Origin of the sequence: Sphingomonas sp. SUN039 (genome assembly GCF_024758725.1) — a bacterium.
Lineage (GTDB): Bacteria > Pseudomonadota > Alphaproteobacteria > Sphingomonadales > Sphingomonadaceae > Sphingomonas_O.
Window position 1 is genome coordinate 2,321,245 of sequence record NZ_CP096972.1, and the last position, 21,887, is coordinate 2,343,131.

General features: G+C 65.3%; 22 protein-coding genes and 1 tRNA gene. 12 read left to right on the forward strand and 11 right to left on the reverse strand.

Features of this window, described 5'->3' with window-relative positions:
* Nucleotides 1-22 precede the first annotated feature (22 nt).
* Nucleotides 23-217 carry a hypothetical protein gene (locus M0209_RS11330; protein ID WP_258888377.1) on the forward strand — a complete coding sequence of 65 codons (195 nt, stop codon included), beginning with the start codon at nucleotides 23-25 and terminating at the stop codon, nucleotides 215-217.
* Between the two features lie 105 nt (nucleotides 218-322).
* On the opposite strand, the gene M0209_RS11335 is transcribed toward M0209_RS11330, so the two are convergent.
* Nucleotides 323-985: a nitroreductase gene (locus M0209_RS11335; protein ID WP_258888378.1), complete on the reverse strand. Its 663-nt coding sequence runs from the start codon at nucleotides 983-985 to the stop codon at nucleotides 323-325.
* Between the two features lie 89 nt (nucleotides 986-1,074).
* Here M0209_RS11335 and M0209_RS11340 point away from each other — a divergent pair, with 89 nt between their 5' ends.
* Entirely contained in the window at nucleotides 1,075-2,247 is a 1,173-nt protein-coding gene (locus tag M0209_RS11340) for an acetyl-CoA C-acetyltransferase (RefSeq protein ID WP_258888379.1), read from the forward strand.
* A 13-nt stretch (nucleotides 2,248-2,260) separates the two neighbouring features.
* Complete coding sequence (locus M0209_RS11345) at nucleotides 2,261-3,046, forward strand: SDR family NAD(P)-dependent oxidoreductase (RefSeq protein WP_258888380.1); 786 nt, start codon at nucleotides 2,261-2,263, stop codon at nucleotides 3,044-3,046.
* Nucleotide 3,047: 1 nt separating this feature from the next.
* Here M0209_RS11345 and M0209_RS11350 read toward each other — a convergent pair whose 3' ends face one another.
* A complete protein-coding gene (locus M0209_RS11350) occupies nucleotides 3,048-3,245 on the reverse strand; it encodes a hypothetical protein (protein ID WP_258888381.1) in 198 nt (65 codons plus the stop codon).
* A 101-nt stretch (nucleotides 3,246-3,346) separates the two neighbouring features.
* Between M0209_RS11350 and M0209_RS11355 the strand changes: the two genes are divergently transcribed.
* Nucleotides 3,347-3,421 (forward strand) — tRNA-Thr (locus tag M0209_RS11355).
* A gap of 104 nt (nucleotides 3,422-3,525) precedes the next feature.
* Here the strand turns inward: M0209_RS11355 and M0209_RS11360 are convergent.
* Complete coding sequence (locus M0209_RS11360) at nucleotides 3,526-3,945, reverse strand: CoA-binding protein (protein ID WP_258888382.1); 420 nt, start codon at nucleotides 3,943-3,945, stop codon at nucleotides 3,526-3,528.
* A gap of 1 nt (nucleotide 3,946) precedes the next feature.
* A complete protein-coding gene (locus M0209_RS11365; RefSeq protein ID WP_258888383.1) occupies nucleotides 3,947-4,915 on the reverse strand; it encodes an Mrp/NBP35 family ATP-binding protein in 969 nt (322 codons plus the stop codon).
* Nucleotides 4,916-4,987: 72 nt separating this feature from the next.
* On the opposite strand from M0209_RS11365, the gene hflK reads away from it, so the two are divergent.
* The 5 genes from hflK (at nucleotide 4,988) to M0209_RS11390 (ending at nucleotide 10,769) form a co-directional block, all read left to right on the forward strand.
* Entirely contained in the window at nucleotides 4,988-6,067 is a 1,080-nt protein-coding gene (hflK, locus tag M0209_RS11370) for an FtsH protease activity modulator HflK (protein WP_258888384.1), read from the forward strand.
* Nucleotides 6,064-6,933, forward strand: a complete 870-nt coding sequence (gene hflC, locus M0209_RS11375; protein ID WP_258888385.1) for a protease modulator HflC — start codon at nucleotides 6,064-6,066, stop codon at nucleotides 6,931-6,933. Before hflK ends, hflC begins: the two co-directional genes overlap by 4 nt.
* 84 nt (nucleotides 6,934-7,017) lie before the next feature.
* Entirely contained in the window at nucleotides 7,018-8,553 is a 1,536-nt protein-coding gene (locus tag M0209_RS11380; protein ID WP_258888386.1) for a Do family serine endopeptidase, read from the forward strand.
* A gap of 80 nt (nucleotides 8,554-8,633) precedes the next feature.
* Complete coding sequence (locus M0209_RS11385) at nucleotides 8,634-10,268, forward strand: DUF853 domain-containing protein (RefSeq protein WP_258888387.1); 1,635 nt, start codon at nucleotides 8,634-8,636, stop codon at nucleotides 10,266-10,268.
* 135 nt (nucleotides 10,269-10,403) lie between these two features.
* Nucleotides 10,404-10,769, forward strand: a complete 366-nt coding sequence (locus M0209_RS11390) for a hypothetical protein (protein WP_258888388.1) — start codon at nucleotides 10,404-10,406, stop codon at nucleotides 10,767-10,769.
* Here M0209_RS11390 and M0209_RS11395 read toward each other — a convergent pair.
* Together M0209_RS11395 and M0209_RS11400 are read right to left on the reverse strand one after the other, a co-directional pair.
* Nucleotides 10,766-11,290 carry a TetR/AcrR family transcriptional regulator gene (locus M0209_RS11395; RefSeq protein ID WP_258888389.1) on the reverse strand — a complete coding sequence of 175 codons (525 nt, stop codon included), beginning with the start codon at nucleotides 11,288-11,290 and terminating at the stop codon, nucleotides 10,766-10,768. The genes M0209_RS11390 and M0209_RS11395 overlap by 4 nt on opposite strands.
* Nucleotide 11,291: 1 nt before the next feature.
* Nucleotides 11,292-12,659 carry an L-serine ammonia-lyase gene (locus tag M0209_RS11400; protein WP_258888390.1) on the reverse strand — a complete coding sequence of 456 codons (1,368 nt, stop codon included), beginning with the start codon at nucleotides 12,657-12,659 and terminating at the stop codon, nucleotides 11,292-11,294.
* 65 nt (nucleotides 12,660-12,724) lie between these two features.
* Here M0209_RS11400 and pabB point away from each other — a divergent pair, with 65 nt between their 5' ends.
* The 3 genes from pabB (at nucleotide 12,725) to msrA (ending at nucleotide 16,526) form a co-directional block, all read left to right on the forward strand.
* On the forward strand, nucleotides 12,725-14,455 hold the full coding sequence (gene pabB / locus M0209_RS11405; RefSeq protein WP_258888391.1) for an aminodeoxychorismate synthase component I: 1,731 nt from the start codon (nucleotides 12,725-12,727) through the stop codon (nucleotides 14,453-14,455).
* Between the two features lie 25 nt (nucleotides 14,456-14,480).
* Entirely contained in the window at nucleotides 14,481-15,683 is a 1,203-nt protein-coding gene (locus tag M0209_RS11410; protein ID WP_258888392.1) for a pyridoxal phosphate-dependent aminotransferase, read from the forward strand.
* A gap of 162 nt (nucleotides 15,684-15,845) precedes the next feature.
* On the forward strand, nucleotides 15,846-16,526 hold the full coding sequence (gene msrA / locus M0209_RS11415) for a peptide-methionine (S)-S-oxide reductase MsrA (RefSeq protein WP_258888393.1): 681 nt from the start codon (nucleotides 15,846-15,848) through the stop codon (nucleotides 16,524-16,526).
* Nucleotides 16,527-16,754: 228 nt separating this feature from the next.
* Here the strand turns inward: msrA and pdeM are convergent, their stop codons facing one another.
* The 5 genes from pdeM to M0209_RS11440 form a co-directional block, all read right to left on the reverse strand.
* A complete protein-coding gene (pdeM, locus tag M0209_RS11420) occupies nucleotides 16,755-17,420 on the reverse strand; it encodes a ligase-associated DNA damage response endonuclease PdeM (protein WP_258888394.1) in 666 nt (221 codons plus the stop codon).
* Entirely contained in the window at nucleotides 17,378-18,352 is a 975-nt protein-coding gene (locus M0209_RS11425; protein WP_258888395.1) for a retroviral-like aspartic protease family protein, read from the reverse strand. The genes pdeM and M0209_RS11425 overlap by 43 nt, the downstream gene beginning before the upstream one ends.
* Nucleotides 18,353-18,548: 196 nt before the next feature.
* Nucleotides 18,549-20,117, reverse strand: coding sequence for a cisplatin damage response ATP-dependent DNA ligase (locus M0209_RS11430; RefSeq protein ID WP_258888396.1), 1,569 nt, complete (start codon nucleotides 20,115-20,117; stop codon nucleotides 18,549-18,551).
* A 170-nt stretch (nucleotides 20,118-20,287) separates the two neighbouring features.
* Nucleotides 20,288-21,121, reverse strand: a complete 834-nt coding sequence (gene dapD, locus M0209_RS11435; RefSeq protein ID WP_258888397.1) for a 2,3,4,5-tetrahydropyridine-2,6-dicarboxylate N-succinyltransferase — start codon at nucleotides 21,119-21,121, stop codon at nucleotides 20,288-20,290.
* Nucleotides 21,118-21,801: a pyrimidine 5'-nucleotidase gene (locus tag M0209_RS11440; RefSeq protein WP_258888398.1), complete on the reverse strand. Its 684-nt coding sequence runs from the start codon at nucleotides 21,799-21,801 to the stop codon at nucleotides 21,118-21,120. The genes dapD and M0209_RS11440 overlap by 4 nt, the downstream gene beginning before the upstream one ends.
* Nucleotides 21,802-21,887: the final 86 nt, after the last annotated feature.

Consider the following 21,887-nt stretch of genomic DNA (forward strand, 5'->3'; position numbering starts at 1 on the left):
CTACCCGCTCGAGGACCGCAAAGTGCGTCGCATCGGTTACGGCGCGGGCTACACCGACGCCTTAGCTGCTGCGGATCGCGTGTCGAAGGATCGGGCCGGGTTTCACGCAAAGGCGCGAAGAAGAAGGAAAGGCGCAAAGGCCGATCTCTCAACCGGCAACGTCCGCGAAGCGGCAATACTGATCGCGCTCTCCGTTTGTGATATTAACGCCCGCTGACGCGGGCAAACTCAACGGGTGCGAACCCTTCGCGCCTTCCCTTCTTCTTCGCGCCTTTGCGTGAAAAAATCACCGATGCGTCCGCGTGCACCCCCGATCCAATCGTCAGGCCAGCACGCGCAACCACTCGCCCGCGTCGGCGCGGTCGGTGCGGAGCGCATTGGCGGGTTCGCTCAAGTCCTCATATCCGACCGCCATGCCGCAAAACAGCATCCGCTCGTCGGACGTGCCGAGGAACGCCTTGACCGTTTCGGGGTACACCGCCCAGCATTCCTGCGCGCAGGTGGCCAGGCCCTGTTCGACCGCGAGCAGCATGAACGTTTGCAGGAACATACCCATGTCGCTCCATTGCGGCGGCCCCATACGGCGGTCGACCGTCATGAACAGCGCGAGCGGCGCGCCGAAGAACGCGAAATTGCGCGCGAACCACATGCGCCGCGCAAGTTTGTCCTCGCGTGGAATGCCGATGCGTTCGTACATCGCCTCGCCGACGGCAAAGCGGCGGTCGCGATAGGGGGCGACGAGTTCCTTGGGATAGATGTCGTATTCGGGTGTTTCCTGACCCCCGGCGAGTTTCGCCATCATCGCCTGCTTCAACCGGTTCATCGCCTCGCCCGCGACGATGTCGATGTGCCAGGGCTGCAAATTGCCGCCCGAGGGCGACCGGGCCGCTTCGGCCACGAGCCGCTCCACCAGGGCAAGATCGACCGGTGTGTCCTGAAACCCGCGTACCGACCGCCGGGCCGCCACTGCATCGCGAACGTCCATATCGCTCCCCTGATCCGAAACCGTCTTGCCTCGCTTAGCCGAACGCGCGATTGAAGGCTAAAGTTTACGTTCACGGAAAGGATGAGGGGATGGCGGAAGCCTATATCGTCGATGCGGTGCGGACCGCAGGCGGCAAGCGCAACGGGAAACTGATGGGCTGGCACCCGGTCGATATGGCCGCCGCCACGCTCGACGCGCTGGTTGCGCGTACGGGGATCGACGGTGCAGCGGTCGACGATGTCATCATGGGCTGCGTCATGCAGGGCGGCGAACAGGCGGGGCAAGTCGGGCGCAACGCGGTGCTCGCCTCGAAGCACCTGCCCGACAGCGTCCCTGCGGTCAGCATCGACCGGCAGTGCGGATCGTCTCAACAGTCGATGCAGTTCGCGGCGCAGGCCGTCATGTCGGGCACGCAGGACATGGTGATCGCCGCCGGCGTCGAAAGCATGTCGCGCGTGCCGATGGGCTCGACCATGGCGCTGTTCATGAAGGAAGGCATGGGCAATTATAAATCGCCCGGTCTCGAGGCGCGCTACCCCGGTGTCATGTTCAGCCAGTTCATGGGCGCCGAAATGATCGTCAAGAAGCATGGCTTCAACCGCGAGATGCTCGATGCCTATGCGCTCGAATCGCACCGCCGTGCAGCGGCCGCGACGCAGAGCGGTGCGTTCGATGCCGAAATCGTGCCGCTCGACATCGAAACGCCTGAGGGCACGCAAAGCCACCGCACCGATGAGGGCATCCGTTACGACGCGTCGCCCGAGAGTCTCGCTGCGGTCAAGCTGTTGCAGGAAGGCGGCAGCATCACCGCCGCCAACGCCAGCCAGATCTGCGACGGGTCGAGCGCGGTCCTGATCGTCAACGAGGCGGCGTTGAAGGCCCACGGCCTGACTCCGATGGCGCGCATCCACAACCTCACCGTCACGGGTGGAGATCCGGTCATCATGCTCGAAGAACCGCTGTTCTCCACCGACCGTGCGCTGAAGCGGGCCGGGTTGAGCATTGACGATATCGACCTGTACGAAGTCAACGAGGCGTTCGCGCCGGTGCCGATGGCGTGGATGAAACATGTCGGGGCCGATCATGCCCGGCTCAACGTCAATGGCGGCGCGATTGCTCTGGGGCATCCGCTGGGCGCGTCGGGGACGAAGCTGATGGCAACGCTGGTGCATGCGCTCAAGGCCCGCGGCGGGCGGTACGGGTTGCAGACGATGTGCGAAGGCGGCGGGATCGCGAACGTCACGATTATCGAGCGGCTTTAAGGAACGAAACCTCATGAAACTCGACTCAACCATTTCCGCTGTCGTCACCGGCGGCGCTTCCGGCCTCGGGGCCGCCACGGCCAGGGCGCTTGCCGCCAAGGGCGTCAAGGTCGCCATCTTCGACCTTCAGGAAGGCAAGGGCACCGAAGTCGCCAATGAAATCGGCGGCATCTTTTGCGAAGTGAACGTGACCAGCGACGAGAGCGTCGATGCGGGGTTCGCCAAGGCGCGTGCCGCACACGGGCAGGAACGCATCCTAGTCAATTGTGCAGGCATCGGCAACGCGATCAAGACCGCGAGCCGCTCGAAAGAAGACGGCAGCATCAAGCACTTCCCGCTCGATGCGTTCAAATTCGTCATCGAGATCAACCTGATCGGCACGTTCCGGTGCATCGCCAAATCGGCGGCGGGGATGATGACGCTGGATACGCTCGGCGAGTTCGGCCAGCGCGGGGCGATCGTGAATACGGCGTCGGTCGCTGCCGAGGACGGCCAGATCGGCCAGGCGGCCTATTCGGCGTCGAAGGGCGGCGTCGTCGGCATGACCCTTCCCATCGCGCGCGACCTGATGAACGAGGGCATCCGCGTGAACACGATCCTGCCGGGGCTGTTCAAGACGCCGCTGCTCGCCGGGCTCCCCGAAAAGGCGCAGGAATCGCTGTCGGCGTCGGTGCCGTTCCCCAAGCGTCTCGGCGAACCGGCGGAATACGCGCACCTCGCGCTGACGATGATCGAGAACGACTATTTCAATGGCGAGGACGTCCGGCTGGACGGCGCGCTGCGGATGGCGCCGCGCTAAGCTAGGTCTTCTTCGACCCGATATTCACCCATGCCCCGGGGCGCGAGCCGTCCTCGGGCATGGGGACATCGCCTTCTTCGTCCGACCCGAAGCTTTCGATCGCGGTGCCGCTGTCGCGGGCGGCGCGCATCCGTTCCTTGCGCTTCTTCAGGTTTTCGCGAAGCGCGGCGGCAAGCGCCTCGGGGTCAGCTTTGGCCATAATCCCACAATACGCCCGTGCGCCTTGACGCGTCCACACGCTTTCTTCATAGGCCCGCCCCTACCAGCGAGACGTCTGAAGCAGAGACGTGGCGCCGGTATGCTGCCGTAGCTCAGTGGTAGAGCGCATCCTTGGTAAGGCTGAGGTCGTGAGTTCAATCCTCACCGGCAGCACCACCGCGCAGGCCGCGCGCGAATAGCGAAGCTATTCACGAGACGGCCAAGCGCGGCCGGCCCGCGCAGCGAGGACCGACGGCGCGGAATTATTCCGCGACGGCCACTCACGGCAGGCGCAGCCGCCCGATTTCGATCTTCGGACAGCGGTCCATGACAACCTTCAGCCCCGCCGCTTCCGCACGCGAAGCCGCGTCTTCGTTGACGACACCCAGCTGCATCCACACCGCCTTTGCACCTGCCGCAATCGCCTGATCCACCGCCTCGCCTGCATCCGCACTGCGGCGAAAGATGTCGACGATGTCGATGGGTTCGCCGATCTGACCAAGCTCGCGCCAGACATATTCACCGTGGACATGTTCGCCGGTGATCTGCGGATTGACCGGGATCACACGGTAGCCGTGATCCTGCAGGAACCGCATCACGCCATAGCTTGCCCGTTCGGGCCGGTCGGACGCACCGATCATGGCGATAGTGCGGACCGAGGACAGCAGGTCGGCGATTTCGACATCGGTGGTCAGCGGCATGTCAGTGGTCCTTGAGCCAGTCGGCGACCTTGGCCGCGATATCGGCGAACGCCTGTCCCTGCGCGCTGTTCCCCGCCGCCGGGGGATCGCCCGCGTCGGACGCAGTGCGGATCGCGATGTCGAGCGGGATGCGGCCGAGGAAGGGCAAGTCCATCGTTCCTGCCGCCGCCTTTGCGCCGCCGCTGCCGAACGGGTCGCTGACTTCGCCGCAATGCGGGCATTCGTAACCGCTCATGTTTTCGACCATGCCGATCACGGGAACGCCCGACTGGTTGAACAGGTCGATGGCGCGCGTTGCGTCGATGAGCGCCAGATCCTGCGGCGTCGAGACAATAACCGCGCCGGCGGGCTTGTGCTTCGAGATCATCGATAGTTGCACATCGCCCGTACCTGGCGGCAGGTCGACGATCAGCACGTCCGCCGCGCCCCAGTCGGCATCGATTATCTGGCCCAGCGCGTTGCCCGCCATCGGCCCGCGCCACGCGACCGCCTGACCCGGTTCGACGAGATGGCCGATCGACAGCATCGGGATGCCGAAGCGGGTGGGGACGGGTTCCAGCCGGTTGCCGCTCGCCATCGGCTTTGCGCCCTCGGTTGCCATCAGGCGCGGCTGCGACGGGCCGTAAATGTCGGCGTCGATCAACCCGACCTTCAGCCCCTGCCGCGACAGGGCAATCGCAAGGTTCGCCGACAAGGTGGATTTGCCGACACCGCCCTTCCCGCTCGCGACCGCAATCAGGCGGCGGCCGCCCTTTTCGCTGGTCTGGGCGATGCGGACGCTCTCGACCCCGGGAAGCGCGCCGAGCGCTCCCTTGATCGCCCCGTCGAGCGCCTCGCGAGCCGCTAGGTCGAGGCCGGTCACATCAAGGATCAGGCTGGCACGGCCGTCGGTAAAGCGCGGCGGTCCGGCGCGTCCTTTTGCAGCGGGGATGGCGTCGAGGGCGGTCTGGAGCGTTGCAATATCGGTCATCGCGCGTGCCCATACACCGGCATCGGCGGTTACCCACTGTAAATCGCGCCAACGCTACCTATAACGTCATATATGAAAACACTGCGCGAGATGCGTTCGGCCATGGCCGTGCTGTTCAACGAAGGCGGCGGCCCCTGGGGCGGCGGCAACAAGGGGTCCGGCGGATCGGGCAGCGGTGGCGATACCGGTGGCCCGCGCAATCCGTGGAGCCAGCCCCCGGAGGGCGACCGTCCGCGCGGCACCAATCCATCGGCGCTCGACGAGTTTATGAAGCGCGCGCGCGGGGTGCGCGGCCAGATGCCCGAGGGCAGCAATCCGGTGCGCTGGATCGGCTATGGCGTGCTCGCCATCCTCGCCCTGTGGATCGGCCTGACCAGCGTCCACCAGATCGAACCTGCCGAGCGCGGGGTCGTCACGCGGCTGGGGCGGTATTCGCACACGCTCAGCCCCGGCGTCAGCCTGACACTGCCTGCCCCCATCGACCGGGTGCAGACGATCGACGTGTCGAGCCTCCAGACCATCGACATTCCGGGTGGCAGCGGCGAACGGCTGGTCCTGACCGGCGACCAGAACATCATCGATCTCGAATATTCCATCGGCTGGAAAATCCGCGATCCCGAGCTGTTCCTGTTCCAGTCGGTCGAGCCTGAAACGACGATCAAGAGCGTCGCCGAAAGCGCGATGCGCGCCGCCATCGCCAACATGCCGCTGAATGTCGCCATCGGTTCGGGCCGCAACACCATCGAGGCCGAGGTCCGCCAGCAGATGCAGACGATCCTCGACGGCTATCGCACCGGCGTCACCGTCCAGCGCGTGACGATCAAGCAGACCGATCCGCCCGAAGCGGTCGTCGATGCGTTCAAGGAAGTGACGGCGGCCGGGTCCAACGCGCAAACGTCGGTCAACAACGCGCGCACTTACGCCCAGCAAGTCCTCGCCAAGGCGAAGGGCGAGGCGGGTGCATTCGACCGCGTTTACACCCAGTATAAACTTGCGCCTGAAGTGACGCGGAGACGCATGTATTACGAGACGATGGAGCGCGTCCTGTCCAAGGTCGATAAGACCATCGTCGAGGCACCGGGTGTGACTCCTTACCTGCCGCTGCGCGAGTTGAAGCGCGCACCCGAACCCGCGACGGGAGCCGCACAATGAGCCTTATCGAACGCTTCATGCGCCATCCCCTGATCTTCGGCATCGGCGCGATTGCGCTGCTGTTCCTGATCACCAACACGATCCGGGTCGTGCCCGAAACCCAGCAGGGCGTGGTGCTCCGCTTCGGCGAGCCGGTCGCGCTGGTGAACCGTTATCAGCCGAACCAGCAATTCGGCGCGTCGGGTGCGGGGTTGCTGGCCATCATCCCGTTCTCCGATTCGATTATCTGGATCGACAAGCGGGTGCGCGATGTCGACATGGCGGGGCAACAGGTCCTGTCGACCGACCAGTACCGGCTCAACGTCGATGCGTTTGCGCGCTATCGCATCACCAATCCCCTGCAAATGTATATCTCGGCGCGCACCGAGGACCGGGTGGCCGACCAGCTCGCGCCGATTCTCGGGTCGGTGGTTCGCAACGAGCTCGGCAAGCGCCAGTTCGCCGAATTGCTCAGCCCGGAACGCGGCATCATCATGCAGAATATCCGCCGCGCGCTCGACGTGCAGGCGCGGCAGTACGGTGCGGAAATCGTCGATGTCCGCATCAAGAAGACCGATCCGCCCGAGGGCGCCCCGCTCGACGCGACCTATGCACGGATGCGGAGCGCACGCGTTCAGGAAGCGCGGACCATCGAGGCGCAGGGCCTACAACAGGCGCAGATCATCCGCGCCGACGCCGATGCGGAAGCGGCGGGCATCTATGCAGCGGCTTACGGAAAAGACCCGAGCTTCTACGATTTCTATCGCGCGATGCAGTCGTACGAGCACACCTTCGGGGCCGATGGCAGCACGCCGACGGGGCAATCGTCGATCATCCTGTCGCCCGGCAACGATTATCTGCGGGAATTCCGTGGCGGAAACCGTTAAGCGGGTTCATTCAATCGGCGTTCAGCCACGGCGCGGCATCGCCGGTGGCGAGTTGATGAGCACATCCTGAGAGGAAGACCACACGTGCGTAATGTCTATGCCCTGACGACGGCCCTGCTGATCGGCGGCACTGCCGCGACGATGGTGTTCCAGACACCGTCCGCAGCGCAGGTCGCGCAGAACGAACCCGGTGCCATCACTGTCGCGCCGCCCCGCGCTGGGGCGCCGATGAGCTTTGCCGATATGGTGGCGAAGCTCCAGCCCGCCGTCGTCAACATCTCGACCACGCAAAAAATCACGGTGCAGCAGAACAACCCGTTCGCGGGCACCCCCTTCGGCGATCTGTTCGGCCAGCAACAGGGCGGCGGGGATGACCGGCCGGTAACCCGGCAGGGCCAGTCGCTGGGTTCGGGATTCATCATTTCGGCCGACGGCTATATCGTCACCAACAACCATGTGATTTCGGCGGGCACGCGGACGGCGGTGGTCGAGTCGATCACAGTGACGCTGACCGACAAGAAGGAGTACAAGGCCCGCGTGGTCGGTCGCGATACCGCGTCGGATATCGCCGTGCTCAAGATCGACGCTGCGGGCCTGCCTTTCGTACGTTTCGGCGATTCGGCGCGCGCCCGCGTGGGCGACTGGGTCGTCGCCATCGGCAATCCCTTCGGTATCGGTTCGTCGGTGACGGCGGGTATCGTGTCGGCGCTCCACCGCGTTACCGGGCAGGGCGGCGCGTACGACCGCTTCATCCAGACCGATGCCTCGATCAACCAGGGCAATTCGGGCGGCCCGATGTTCGACATGAACGGCAATGTCATCGGCATCAATTCGCAGATCTACACACCCACCGGCGGCAATGTCGGCATCGGTTTCGCGATTCCTGCCGAACAGGCCAAGCCCATCGTCGACCAGCTGCGGGGCGGCGCAAAGATCAAGCGCGGCTATCTGGGTATCCAGCTCCAGCCGATGACGCCCGAATTCTACGAATCGCTGGGTCTGCCCAAGGATCGCGGCGAGCTGGTCGCGAGCACTGTTCCCGGCGAGGGTGCGGCGCGCGCGGGCATCCAGCAGGGCGACGTGATTACCAAGGTCAACAATCAGGACGTGACCCCCGACCAGACGCTATCGTTCATCGTCGCCAATCTGCCGATCGGGTCGCGCATCCCGATCGAGCTGATCCGCAACGGCCAGCGCCAGACCGTCACCGCAACGCTCGGCGAACGACCCTCCGACGAAAAGCTTGCGGCCCTGTCGGGCGCCGACGGCGACGGTGCCGTCCCGCAGGACGACAAGACCACGCAAAAGGCGACACGCGACACGCTCGGTTTCTCGGTAACCCCGATGACGGCCGATATCGCGCGCGCGCTGGGTCTGCCTGCGCCGGTCAAGGGTGTTGTCATCACGTCGATCGACCAAGGCAGCGATGCGGGGCAAAAGGGACTGCAGCGCGGCGATATCGTCACCGGCGTCAACCAGCGCCCAGTGACGTCCGCTGCCGAGATCGCCGCCGCGGTCGCCGCAGCGAAGTCCGCCGGTCGCCCGAGCGTGCTGCTCAGCGTCCAGCGCGGCAATACCCCGTCCCGCTATGTTCCGGTTCGGCTGAACGACGGACAATAGTCCACGTTCAAGCCAGCTTTCGGGTCGCACTCGATTGCGCTAAGCCCCTGCCGGACGAGTTTCGGCAGGGGTTTTTCGTAATGGCGGACGACAGCATTTTTATCGGCGCAGCGAGCGGCGGCGCGAACCCGCAGCAGCTCAACCTGAAGCGTGCCAACCGCCACGGTCTGATCGCGGGCGCGACCGGCACCGGCAAGACCGTGACGTTGCAGGGCATAGTCGAGGGATTTTCCGCAAACGGCGTTCCTTGCTTCGTGGCCGATGTGAAGGGTGACCTGTCGGGCCTCGCCATGGCGGGATCGCCGACGGGCAAGATGCACGACATCTTCACCGCGCGCGCCGCCGACATCGGCGACACCGCCTGGGCCTATAAGGACAATCCGGTCCAGTTCTGGGATTTGTTCGGCGAGCAGGGTCACCCGATCCGCACTACGGTCAGCGAAATGGGGCCGCTGCTGCTCGCCCGACTGATGGATCTCAATGAAGTGCAGGAAGGGGTGCTGACCATCGCCTTCCACGTCGCTGACAAGGACGGGCTGCTGCTGCTCGACCTCGACGACCTTCAGGCGATGCTGGCGGAGTGCGCCAATCAGGCCGACGAGCTGACCGTCACTTACGGCAATGTGTCGAAACAGTCGGTCGGCACGATCCAGCGGTCGCTGTTGCAACTGCGTTCGCAGGGCGGGGAGCATTTCTTTGGCGAGCCTGCGCTCGACATCGGCGATTTGATCAAACTCGACGACAGCGGGCGCGGGGTCGTCAACATTCTTGCTGCCGACAAATTGATGGCGTCCCCGAAACTCTATTCGACGTTCCTACTTTGGCTGCTCAGCGAACTGTTCGAGACGCTTCCCGAGGTCGGCGATCCCGACAAGCCCAAGCTGTGCTTCTTTTTCGACGAGGCGCACCTGCTGTTCAACGATGCGCCCAAGGCGCTCCTCGAAAAAATCGAGCAGGTTGTGCGGCTGATCCGGTCGAAGGGCGTGGGCGTCTATTTCATCACGCAGAACCCGATCGACATTCCCGACACGGTCGCGGGCCAGCTCAACAACCGCGTCCAGCATAAATTGAACGCCTTCACGCCGCGCGATCAGGCAGCGGTCAAATCTGCGGCAGAAACGTTCCGCGCCAATCCGGGCGTCGATGTCGCGACCGTCATCACCGAGTTGAAGATCGGCGAGGCGCTGGTCTCGCTGCTCCAGCCCGACGGATCGCCGACGCCGGTCGAGCGCACCCTGATCAAACCGCCTGCCAGCCGCGTCGGTCCGCTCGACGCCAAGGAGCGCGGTGTGATGATCGCGACCGATGCCGTGGGCGACAAATACGATACGTTGGTCGACCGCGAATCGGCCGAGGAGATCCTGCTGGCCAAATCGACACAGGCTGCCGCTGCTGCTGCCGAAGCCAAGGCCACGACCGAAGCGGAGAAAGCGGCTGCCGTCGCCGCCAAGGAACAGGCGAAAACCGATGCCGCCGCCGCCAAGCTCGCCGGGCAACAGGCCGCGCAGCAAGCGCGGCTCGACGCCGCTGCCGCGCGCGAAGCGGCCAAGCCGACGATGATGGGCAAGATGGCACAGACCGCCGCGACGACGATCACGCGTCAGGTTGCCAACGAAGTGGGAAGAGCGGTGTTCGGCGGTGGGCGGAGCCGGTCGAGCAGCGGCGGCATAGCTGGGCAACTGGTTCGCGGTATTCTGGGCGGCTTGTTCAAATAGCCCAGCTTGTCCTGCTGGCTCCCCCGCGGCAAATATTCAGTTATTGTAGCAACTGCTACATAGTGTTATGCCATGGCTCTTCCTCAAGGGAGCCTTGCCGTGACCGAGTTCGCCCCGCCCCGCCGATTGACGACTATGCAGACCGCAACCCTCGCATCGATGGGCGCGGTCTATTGGTTCGTTGCCGCACTGGTGGTGCGCTGGACGGCCGCGAACTGGGTTGGCAGCGACGGTGCGACCGCGCTGGTATTTGCGCTGATCGTTGTCGCGACGGTGCCGGCGCTGTTCTTGGGCATGGCCGTTGCGCGGGTCGGGCGCGACCGGGCACAGATCTCGGCGACGGTGATGACGGGGACGGCGCTATTGCTCGACGGGGTGGCACTGACTTGGGCGAAATCTCTTTATGGCACCGATCCGTCAGTGGTGCTCGGCGGCGCGGCGTCGATCATGTGGGGCGCGGGTGTAGCGCTGGCGCTGGGGATGATGCTGGAGCGACGCTAGACCGCGCGCGCCGCGACGTCGCCCAGCCCGACACTGCGCAACAGCAGCGTGCCCTCGATCGCGACCAGCAACTGTGCCGCCTCGACCTCGCGGGCGGTCTCGTCGGCGCTGTCGAGTTGCGCCGCCCCCCAGGCCAGAAATCCGCGGCCCAGTTGCTCGCCGACCGCGCGGAACACCGGATCGCCGAGCGCGGCGAGCGACGCCATTTCGAGCCACAGCCGCATGTAGGGCCACAGATCGTCGGCGAAGACGATAGCGAGCAACTGGCGCTTGAGTTCGGCGTAAGGCAGCGGCCCCGCCGCGCGCCGCGCGTCGAGCAGCACGACCATCCGAGCTGCAACGACCTCCAGTACGGCCCCGATCAACGCGCCCTTGTCGGGGAAATAATAGAGCAGCATCCGGTCACTGGTCCCGGCAGCTTTGGCCAACGGGCGCAGGCTGGACGCCGACAGGCCATGCGCGAGGACATGGTCGGCGAGGCAGTCGAGGAGGACGGTGCGGCGGTCTTCGGCCTTGGTCACTTCAACACTCAACCACATTGACCGCCAGCCCGCCGAGCGAGGTTTCCTTGTAGCGCTCACTCATATCGAGACCGGTTTTCCGCATTGTCTCGATAACCTGGTCGAGCGACACACGGTGCGTGCCGTCGCCGAGCATCGCGAGGCGTGCTGCTTCGATGGCCTTGATACTGCCGACCGCATTGCGCTCGATACAGGGCACCTGCACCAGCCCCGCAACGGGGTCGCAGGTGAGACCCAGGTTGTGCTCCATGCCGATCTCTGCCGCATTTTCGACCTGCATCGGGGTTGCGCCGAGTGCCGCTGCCAAGCCCGCCGCCGCCATCGAGCAGGCGACGCCGACTTCGCCCTGACAGCCGACTTCGGCCCCCGAGATCGAAGCGTTCTCCTTGAACAGCGATCCGATGGCGGCAGCGGTCAGGAGGAAGTCCTCCGCGCCGCGATTACATGCGCCGGGGGCAAAGCGTTCGTAGTAGCGCAGCACGGCCGGAACGATGCCCGCCGCGCCGTTGGTGGGGGCAGTCACCACCTTGCCACCCGCTGCATTTTCCTCGTTGACCGCGAGTGCCCAGAGGTTGACCCAGTCGATGACGGTAAGCGGGTCGGCGAGCGCGCGTTCCTGCCGCTCGACCAGTTGCCTGAGAATGCTGGGCGCACGGCGTTTGACTTCAAGACCGCCGGGCAGGATGCCGCCGATGGAAATCCCCCGGTCGATGCAGGCCGACATGGCATCGCGGATGGCACGGAGGCGCGTTGAAAGTTCTTCTTCGGACAGCGCGGCCAGCTCGTTTTCGCGCATCATTTCGGCGATGGACTTGTCCGATGCGGCGGACTTGGCGAGCAGTTCGTCACCCGAACAGAAGCGGTGCGGGATATCCGCCAGCCCCTCGGGCGGCGCATTGCGGGCAATGTCCGCCTCGTACACCACCGCGCCGCCGCCGACCGAATAGGCGGTAACGGCGAGCAGCTCTGCACCCGAGGCATCGAAGGCGGCGAAGCGCATGGCGTTCGAATGGAAGGGCAGGCGTTCTTTTTGCAGGAAGCGCAGGTCTCGCGCTTCGTCGAACGCGATATCGTGCGTGCCGCCGAGCACCAGGCGACCGGCCTCGCGGATTGCCGCCACCGTCGCATCGGCACGGTCGGGGCACAAAGTCGCGGGCCGTTCTCCGGTCAGGCCGAGCAGAATCGCGCGGTCGGTCGCATGGCCCTTCCCCGTCAACGCCAGCGATCCGTAGAGTGCGACATCGACGCGGGCGACGGGCAGGACGACGACACCTGCGGCGAAATCGGCGGCGGCTGTCATCGGCCCCATCGTGTGCGACGACGACGGGCCGACGCCGATCTTGAACAAGTCGAATGTGCTGGCAACCATTGGCGCGTCATGCGCCGCACCGGGATGGGCTGGCAAGCGCAACTCCGTAATGCCAAGAGGCGCTTGTGAGTTTCACCCCGCCCTTTGTCTTGCTCGACGATGCCCGCGCCACCGCGACGGCCCCGGCGCGGCTGTACACTGATCCGGTCGAGATCGTGACGACGCGGCGCGCGGGCGAGGTGGCGGTTGCACTTGAGGCGTTGCGGACAGCGACCCGGGGTGGGCTGCATGCGGCGGGCTATCTGGCTTATGAGGCGGGCGCGGCGCTGGAACCGAAACTCGGGGCCGCAGCGACAAGCGATACCCCCTTGCTGTGGTTCGGGCTGTTCCGCAGGTTTCGCGAGATCGCGCCGGGCGACGTCGCCGCAGCGCTGCCCGATGCGGCGGGGGGATGGCTCGGGAAGCCCGTGCCCGATGTGTCGCGGGGCGAGTACGAAGCGCAGCTCGCGCAGGTGAAGGCGCTGATCGAGGCGGGCGATATCTATCAGGCCAATCTGACCTTTGCCGCGACCGTTGCCACGGCGGGGCATCCGTTGGCGCTTTATGCCGGATTGCGCGCGCGGTCGGCCAATCCCTATGGCGCGGTCGTCGCGACGGGAAAGCAATGGTTGCTCTCGCTATCGCCCGAGCTGTTCTTTGCGCTGCACGACGGCAAGGTGACGACGCGGCCGATGAAGGGGACTGCCCCGCCCGATGCCGGTCCCGAGGCGCTCGCCGAAGATCCCAAGCAGCGCGCCGAAAATTTGATGATCGTCGATCTGCTCCGTAACGACCTGTCGCGGGTCGCGGCGACGGGGAGCGTCGCGGTGCCCGAGTTGTTCCGGGTCGAGCGTTATCCGACGGTGCAGCAGATGACCTCGACCGTGACCGCGCAGCTCGCCGAGGGGCGCGATGCGGTCGATGTGATCGGGGCGCTGTTCCCCTGCGGGTCGATTACCGGCGCACCGAAAATCCGGGCGATGCAGGCGATCAGGGAGATCGAGGCGCGGTCGCGCGGGGTTTACACCGGTGCCATCGGGCGGATCGATACCAACGGAGACGCGGCGTTCAATGTCGCGATCCGGACTTTGGTGCTGAACGATGGCGACAGCACCGCGCGGCTGGGCCTCGGTTCGGGAATCGTCGCCGATTCGGTTGCAACGAGCGAGTGGATCGAATGTCTGGCCAAGGGCGCGTTCGTGCCGTCGGCGCGGCGGTTCGACCTGATCGAGACAATGCGCTTCGAGCCTGAAGGCGGGCTGGCGCGGCTCGACCTGCATCTGGCGCGGATGAAGGCGAGCGCCGATCTGTTCGGGTTCGCGTTCGACCGGCACGCCGCGCGCAACGATTTGCAGGCGGCGACTTTCCGCTTGCGCGAACCGGCGCGGGTGCGGCTGTTGCTGGGGCGCGGCGGGCATGTCGCGGTCGAGGTCCGCGTGCTGCCGCCGGTTCCGGCTGGACCGGTCGAAGTGAGGGTCGTGCCCTTGCCGGTCGATACGGGCGATTTCCGCCTGCGCCACAAGAGCACCGACCGGGCGTTTTACGACGCGGCGCGGGGCGACGCGTTCGAGGTCGTGTTCGCCGATTCCGACGGATGCCTGACCGAGGGAAGCTTCACCAATATCTTCGTAGAACGCGACGGCGTGCTGCTGACCCCATCGCTCGATACCGGCTTGCTGGGTGGCATCCTGCGTCAGGAACTGATTGCGGAGGGCCGCGCGCGCGAAGCGGAATTGTGTGCCGATGACCTGCGACAGCGCTTTTTTATCGGAAACAGCCTGCGGGGCCTGTTGCCCGCGACGCTGGCGGGGTTATAGGCCACCGCGCAACAGGGGATTGAAAATGGCCCAGACGTCCGCCGCGCTCGACCGCATCACACCCTCGCCGACGCTCGCGATGACCGCGCGGGTGGGGGCGATGCGTCGCGAAGGGATCGACGTGATCGGCCTGTCGGCGGGCGAACCCGACTTTCCTGTGCCCGATTTCGTCAAGGAAGCGGTCGTCGCCGCGATCCATGCCGACAAGACCAAATATACCGACGTCGACGGCACGCCCGAGCTGAAGGCGGCGGTCGCGGCCAAGTTCGCGCGCGACAATACGCTGACCTATGAACCCAGCCAGATCAGCGTGAATGTCGGCGGCAAGCACACGATTTTCAACGCGTTCGTCGCGACGCTCGATCCGGGCGACGAAGTCGTTATCCCCGCGCCCTATTGGGTGAGCTATCCCGACATCGTCAATTTCGCGGGCGGGACGCCGGTGATCGTGTCGGCGGGCGCGAACCAGCTGTACAAGATCCTGCCCGAACAGCTCGACGCCGCGATTACGCCGCGGACGAAATGGGTGCTGCTCAACTCGCCGTCGAACCCGACGGGCGCGGCCTATTCGGCCGGGGAGCTACAGGCGCTCGCCGAGGTCATCCGCCGCCACCCGCAGGTGATGGTGCTGACCGACGAAATCTACGAGCATGTCTGGTACGCCGACACACCGTTCATGAGCTTCGCCCAGATCGCGCCCGACCTGTACGACCGGGTGCTGACGGTGAACGGCTGCGCCAAGGCCTATTCGATGACGGGCATGAGGATCGGTTTCGCGGGCGGTCCGACATGGCTGATCAAGGCGATGTCGAAGCTGCAGTCGCAATCGACCAGCAATCCCTGTTCGATCGCCCAGGCGGCAGCGGTGGCGGCGCTCAACGGCGACCAGTCGTTCCTCAAGGACCGCAACGCCGCGTTCCTCAAGCGCCGCGACCTCGTTGTCAGCATGCTGAATGCTGCGCCGGGTCTGCATTGCCCGACGCCCGAGGGGGCATTCTACGTCTATCCCGACGCGACCGGCTGCCTCGGCAAGACGACGCCGGGGGGCAAACGGATCGACAGCGACGCCGACCTGATCGACTATTTCCTCGACGCGGCGCGCGTGGCAGCGGTGCCGGGCAACGCGTTCGGCCTCAGCCCGGCGTTCCGCGTCAGCTATGCGACGTCGGAAGCGATCCTGACCGAGGCGTGCACGCGGATGCAAACGGCCTGCGCGGCATTGAAGTAACGCAGCGGTGAAACCATTTGGGGGTTGCGTCCGTAACTGGATACGCAACCACCGAAAGTGTTTCGCCATGCTTGTCCTGTTCCGCAATTCCGCTTTCAACGCGTTCCTGATCGGCTTTGCCGTGGCCGGTGTCCCGATGGCGATCACGACGGGGCTGTTTTCATGATCGGGCGCATGCTGACCGGCGCTGCACTTGTGGGCGCAGCGGTGCTGGCGAGCCAGACGCTGCTGCCCGCATTCGCCGCCGAGCGGACGGTATTGGTCCCCGCTGCCACAACCGATGCGAAGACCGCCGCGCCGCGCGCGGTCGCGGTGCTCGCGGGCGGGTGCTTCTGGGGCATGGAAGCGGTGTTCAGCCATCTGAAGGGCGTTCAGCTCGTTACCTCGGGGTATGCCGGAGGCGATGCCGCGGGCGCGAATTACGACGCGGTGTCGAGCGAAACGACCCGCCACGCCGAAGCGATCCGCGTCGTCTACGACCCGCGCCAGATCAGCTACGCCACATTGCTGCGCGTCTATTTCTCGGTCGCGCACAACCCGACCGAAGTGAACCGGCAGGGACCGGACAGCGGCACCAGTTACCGTTCGGCGATCTTCCCGCAGGATGCCGAGCAGCTGCGCGTGGCACGGGCCTATATCGCGCAACTGAGCGCCGCCAAAAGCTGGGGTGCACCGATTGCGACACGGCTGGAGAGCGGCAAGTTCTTTCCCGCCGAGGCCTATCACCAGGATTTCGCGGTGAAGAACCCGAACCACGGCTATATCCGCATATGGGACGCGCCCAAGGTGGCGGCGTTGCAAAAGGCATTCCCGACATTGTGGAGCGCGAAACCGTCGGCCTGAGCAGAGTCGGTAGCGAGGAGAATATTTCACGCTAAGGCGCAAAGAAGAAAGAAAAGGCGCAAAGGGATCATGCGCGCGGGTCGCGTCCCGCGAAGCGAGCTTATCGCATCAGTTCGAACCCAGTCGAAAAGCCGCTTCGCGGACCATCGCCGTGCAGATCGCGCTCTTTGCGCCTTTCCCTTCTTCTTTGCGCCTTTGCGTGAAACCGGCCCGATTCCCCAACGATCGCTAGGCCGCCAGCGGGAAGCTCAGCATCTTGTCGGCGACGGGCACCAGCGCCCGCGCGTCCAGCCCCACGGCACGGACGATTTCGGGGTGGCCTGCATCGAGGCCGCCGGTCAGCGACCCGAAGGCGGGCAGGATCAGCTTGGTCGCGCTCGCCACGAAACAGCGCCGCGCGACGTTGCGGCCGCGCAGAGTGACGCGCAGTTTTGGGTGGAAGTGGCCCGACATCTCGGGCCGCGTCTCGCGCCGGTCGGCTTCGTGGCGCAGGACGATGCCGTCGACGACCGCCTCCTCGACGATCCGCCCGCCGCACAGGTCGATGACGCCGCCTGCATCATGGTTGCCGGTCACCCACACCCAGTCGGTCGCCGCCGTCAGGGCGCGCAGCATCGCTTGCGCCTCCTGCGGCAGGCGTTCGCACCCGCGCGTGTCGTGGAAACTGTCGCCCAGGCACCAGATTTCGGCGGGCGTGGTCGCCGCGACCAGCGCGGTCAGGTCGGATAGCGTCGCCAGGCTGTCGTAGGGGGGGAGCATCTGCCCGCCACGCGCGAACCAGCTGCCCTTTTCGAGGTGCAGATCGGCCACGACCAGCGCGCGCCGGTCCGCCCACCACAGCGCGCCTGCGCCTAAAGCGGCGAATTCCTGTCCGGCGAACGAAAAGCGAACCATTGCTTGCGGGTATCGTTCGAGCTGCCGTCGGGCAAGAGGAAGCGGACCTTCCTTTGCGCGAAATCGACCGACACCCGGCGGAACGCGCGCAACGTGTCCATGCCGAGCAGCATCGCCGGTCGGTTTAGCAGCCCGAATTTCTTGAACGGATGCGCGTCGACGAACGCGACCGCGACATCGTTGATCGTGAAGCCGCCGATGCGGATGCCATCGACCGAGGCGAGCTCGGCGGCAATCGACGTGCCGGTGACATCGGTCATCGTCATCGGCACGAAATTGCGCACCTTTTTGCGCTTGGCGAGCATCTGTCGCAGCGCGAGGTTGCCAACGCTGTTCTGCGCGCCCGAATCGATGATGACGGTGATCGGCACGCCGCCGACATCCGAATCGACGAGGATCAGCTGGCCGTAGCGCGACTTCGCTGTGACGACGATCATGTCGGGTTCGACGCGCTCGCGCACCGCTTTCGACTCGCTGACCGTGAACGTCCCTTTGCGGAAATCCATGACCACGCGGCGGCCTTGCAGGCTGTCGATGCCGAGCAGACCCTTTGCTCCCAGATGCGCCTCGGCCAGCGCGGGCGCGTTGAAATCGTCGTTGCGCCCGCCGCCGACCTCGAGTGTCGGCACCCGCACGGTTCGCACCTCCCCAACGCCGGTCATCGTGTGCATCGTCGCGCTCTCGCCCGGTTTCAGGTCGAGGTGATCGGCAAGTTCGCGCGACAGCACGGTACGATCCGCACCGGTATCGACGACGAAGGGATACGGACCCTTGCCATCGACCGTGACCGGGACGGTCATGCGGTCGATCCGATCGACCCCCGTGCTGACGGTCGTCGTCGGGCTGTAATCGGGCGGCGGAGTCTGCTGGGCGGCGAGCGGAGCTGCCGCGACAAGCGCGGCGCAGACGAGCGCAAAACGGGGGACGGTCATGTCCTTGTTCCTCTCCGGCGGGGAGGATGAAGTATTTTTCGGAAGTTGGACAGCGGTATCGTGTTTCACTCCTCCCCGGTACGGGAGGTGGCGGCGAAGCCGACGGAGGGGACTCTCCGCCCGCAACCGATCCAGCGCGGAGAACCCCCTCCACCACTTGGTGGTCCCCCTCCCCGTTCCGGGGAGGAATGTCGGCCTATGTCACCATCCGCTTCAGCGTCTCAACCGTATCCGCCTCCGCCGCCGGTTTGTCGGTCCTGATCCGGTGGATGCGGGGAAAGCGCATCGCGATGCCCGATTTGTGGCGTGACGAGCTGTGGACCGAGTCGAACGCGACTTCGAGGACCAGCGTCTTTTCGACTTCGCGTACCGGGCCGAAGCGCGCGACGGTGTGCTGGCGGACGAAGCGGTCGAGGTCTTTCAGTTCGACGTCGGTGAACCCCGAATAGGCCTTGCCGACCGGCGACAGCTCGCCCTCCGCCGTCCAGCAGCCGAAGGTGAAGTCCGAATAGAAGGACGAGCGTTTGCCGCTGCCGCGCTGGGCGTACATCATCACGCAATCGGCGGTCAGCGGGTCGCGTTTCCATTTGTACCACAGGCCGACGCGGCGACCGGTGACATAGGGGCTGTCGCGGCGCTTGAGCATGACGCCCTCGATGGCGGCATCGCGGGCACCGGCGCGGATTTCCTCAAGGTGAGCAAAGTCTGCGGCGTCGATAATAGCAGAGATGTCGAAGCGGTCGCTATCGAAGCGCGACATGACTGATTCCAATCGCGCGCGCCGCTCGGTCCACGGTAACGCGCGCAAGTCTTCGAGGCCATCGAACAGCACGTCGTAGAGCCGGACAAAGGCCGGGTAATCGGTCAGCATCTTTGCCGACACAGCCTTGCGCCCCAGGCGTTGCTGTAGGGCGTTGAAACTGGCCGCCTCCCCGCCTTGGAAAGCCCCGCGCACCAGTAGTTCGCCGTCGAACACGCCATCGACGGTCACCGTGCCCGCAACATCGGGAAAGCTGTCTGACACATCGTCGCCGCCGCGCGAGAACAGGCGGACCTGCCCCGCGACCCGCACGATCTGGACCCGGATGCCGTCCCATTTCCATTCGGCGGCATAGTCGGCGAGATCGACTTGGGTCTCCTCCAATGGGTGCGCGAGCATGAAGCTGCGGAACACCGGTGTATCGGCGGCGGTAGGCTGCGTGGCACGGCCCTCGGCCCAGTCGAACAGGGCCGTGTAGGGCGGCGCGATGCCGTGCCAGACTTCCTCGACCGCCTCGACATCGAGATCGAAGGCTTGGGCGAGCGCGGTCTTGGCAAGGCGCGCGGTGACGCCGACACGTAGGCCGCCGGTTGCCATCTTGAGCAGCGCGAACCGCTCGTTCTCGTCGAGCGCGTCGAGCATGGCGGCGAGTGCGGCAGGGGCTTCCACCCGACCCAGCATCATCAGGCGGTGGACGATGGCCCCTAACGACAAATCCTGCGCCTCGGCGTCGCGAGTTGGCCATAGCAACGCGACCGTTTCCGCCGTGTCGCCGACGAAATCGCGGCTCATGCGGAACAGCACGGGGTCGACGCGGTCCTCGATCAGCGCGCGAATAACGGCGGGCTTCACGCCCGGCAGGTCGAGCGAGCCGGTCAGTGCTGCCAACGCCCAGCCACGATCAGGGTCCGGAGTCGCGCGCAGATAATCCCCGATCAGACGCAACTTGGTGTTGCGTGAGCGAGTGTAGATCAGGCGGTCGAGGAGGTCGGAGAAAGCTTGCACGAATGCTATGTAGGAGCTCCTCTCCCCTTGCGGGAGTGGATAGCGCAGCTTGGCGGCTTGCCGCCTAGCGTCGCTTGGTGAGGGGTCGGCAAGAGCAGCAGTCCGACCGCCGACCCCTCACCCTCCCGCGCTTCGCGCGAGGCCCCTCTCTCGCAAGGGGAGAGGGGCTTTTAGTCCCGCAGCAGTTCGTTGATCGCGGTCTTCGCACGCGTCTGTGCGTCGACGCGCTTGACGATGACCGCGCACGACAGGCTCGGCCCCGGCGATCCGTCGGGGAGGGGCTTGCCGGGCAGGCTGCCGGGGACGACGACCGAATAATCGGGCACGCGGCCGACGAAGATTTCGCCGGTTTCGCGGTCGACGATCTTCGACGTGGACGAAATGAACACGCCCATCGACAGTACCGCGCCGCGCCCGACATGGACGCCCTCGACGACTTCGGACCGCGCCCCGATGAAGCAATCGTCCTCGATCACCACGGGATTGGCCTGCAGCGGTTCGAGCACGCCGCCGATGCCGACGCCGCCCGACAAATGGACGTTCGCGCCGATCTGCGCGCAGCTGCCGACGGTTGCCCAGGTGTCGACCATGGTGTTCGCGCCGACATGCGCGCCGATGTTGACGAAGCTGGGCATCAGCACGACGTTCTTGCCGATATACGCCCCGCGCCGGACGATGGCTCCCGGCACCGCGCGGAAGCCCGCGGCGCGAAACGCATTGTCGCCCCAGCCGGTGAATTTCGATGGCACCTTGTCGAACCAGTTCGCCCCGTGCGGCCCAGGCATGATGGCGTTGTCGTTAAGGCGAAAGCTGAGCAGCACCGCTTTCTTCGCCCATTGATTGACCGTCGAGCCGCCCTTGCCGTCCGGTTCCGCCACACGCAGATCGCCGCTGTCGAGCGCCATGATCGCCGCTTCGACAGCCTCGCGCACTTCGCCCTGCGTCGCAGTCGAGATGGTGTCGCGCGCCTCCCAGGCTGCGTCGATGATGCTTTCCAGATTCACGCCATTTCCCCCGTAAGTTCGTGCAGCCAGTCGGTCAGATGCGCAGCGCGATAATCGATGTAGGGCGCAAATTCCTCGTCGGACGCCTGTTCGGACCCATTGTTGATCCACAAGGTCGTCATGCCGAGTGCCTTCGCAGGTTTCAGGTTGCGCGCCATGTCCTCGGCGAACAGCGCAGCGGCAGGATCGATGTCCCAGCGCGCGCACATCGCGGCGTAGCTGGCAGGTGCGGGTTTGGGCACATAGTCCATCGCATGAATGTCGTGGATCGCCTCGAAACTGGTGCCGAGGCCGATCCGGTCGAGCACCCGCTGCGCGTAATCGACATCGCCGTTCGTGAAGACCAGCTTGCGGCCCGGCAGCCGTGCAATTGCTTCCACCAGACGTGCGTCATGCTCGACCCGGTCGAGCGCAATATCGTGCACGTCGCCGAGGAAATGGCGGGGATCTGTGCCGTGCAACGCCATCAGCCCTGAAAGCGTCGTGCCGTGATCGCGGAAATAGCGCTTCTGGATCGCGCGCGCCTGCACGGGATCGCAGCCGACCAGCCGCCCGACATAGGCGGTCATGCGCTCGTCGATCAGCGCGAACAGGTCGCACGACGCCGGATAGAGCGTGTTGTCGAGATCGAAAATCCACGCCTCGATGTGCGACAGGTCGGGAGATGCGTGAACGCTCATGGTGAACGTCCCTTACCGGCACTGTCCCACGGCGCAATCGCGTTCGCAGTGCCCGAACGGATAATCGCTGCTTAGCCATGTTCCAT

Coding starts and splice junctions, on each gene's coding strand:
- M0209_RS11335 (WP_258888378.1), bottom strand. CDS start 985: ATGGACGTTCGCGATGCAGTGGCGGCCCGGCGGTCGGTACGCGGGTTT.
- M0209_RS11340 (WP_258888379.1), top strand. CDS start 1,075: ATGGCGGAAGCCTATATCGTCGATGCGGTGCGGACCGCAGGCGGCAAG.
- M0209_RS11345 (WP_258888380.1), top strand. CDS start 2,261: ATGAAACTCGACTCAACCATTTCCGCTGTCGTCACCGGCGGCGCTTCC.
- M0209_RS11350 (WP_258888381.1), bottom strand. CDS start 3,245: ATGGCCAAAGCTGACCCCGAGGCGCTTGCCGCCGCGCTTCGCGAAAAC.
- M0209_RS11360 (WP_258888382.1), bottom strand. CDS start 3,945: ATGCCGCTGACCACCGATGTCGAAATCGCCGACCTGCTGTCCTCGGTC.
- M0209_RS11365 (WP_258888383.1), bottom strand. CDS start 4,915: ATGACCGATATTGCAACGCTCCAGACCGCCCTCGACGCCATCCCCGCT.
- hflK (WP_258888384.1), top strand. CDS start 4,988: ATGAAAACACTGCGCGAGATGCGTTCGGCCATGGCCGTGCTGTTCAAC.
- hflC (WP_258888385.1), top strand. CDS start 6,064: ATGAGCCTTATCGAACGCTTCATGCGCCATCCCCTGATCTTCGGCATC.
- M0209_RS11385 (WP_258888387.1), top strand. CDS start 8,634: ATGGCGGACGACAGCATTTTTATCGGCGCAGCGAGCGGCGGCGCGAAC.
- M0209_RS11390 (WP_258888388.1), top strand. CDS start 10,404: ATGCAGACCGCAACCCTCGCATCGATGGGCGCGGTCTATTGGTTCGTT.
- M0209_RS11400 (WP_258888390.1), bottom strand. CDS start 12,659: ATGGTTGCCAGCACATTCGACTTGTTCAAGATCGGCGTCGGCCCGTCG.
- M0209_RS11410 (WP_258888392.1), top strand. CDS start 14,481: ATGGCCCAGACGTCCGCCGCGCTCGACCGCATCACACCCTCGCCGACG.
- msrA (WP_258888393.1), top strand. CDS start 15,846: ATGATCGGGCGCATGCTGACCGGCGCTGCACTTGTGGGCGCAGCGGTG.
- pdeM (WP_258888394.1), bottom strand. CDS start 17,420: ATGGTTCGCTTTTCGTTCGCCGGACAGGAATTCGCCGCTTTAGGCGCA.
- M0209_RS11425 (WP_258888395.1), bottom strand. CDS start 18,352: ATGACCGTCCCCCGTTTTGCGCTCGTCTGCGCCGCGCTTGTCGCGGCA.
- M0209_RS11440 (WP_258888398.1), bottom strand. CDS start 21,801: ATGAGCGTTCACGCATCTCCCGACCTGTCGCACATCGAGGCGTGGATT.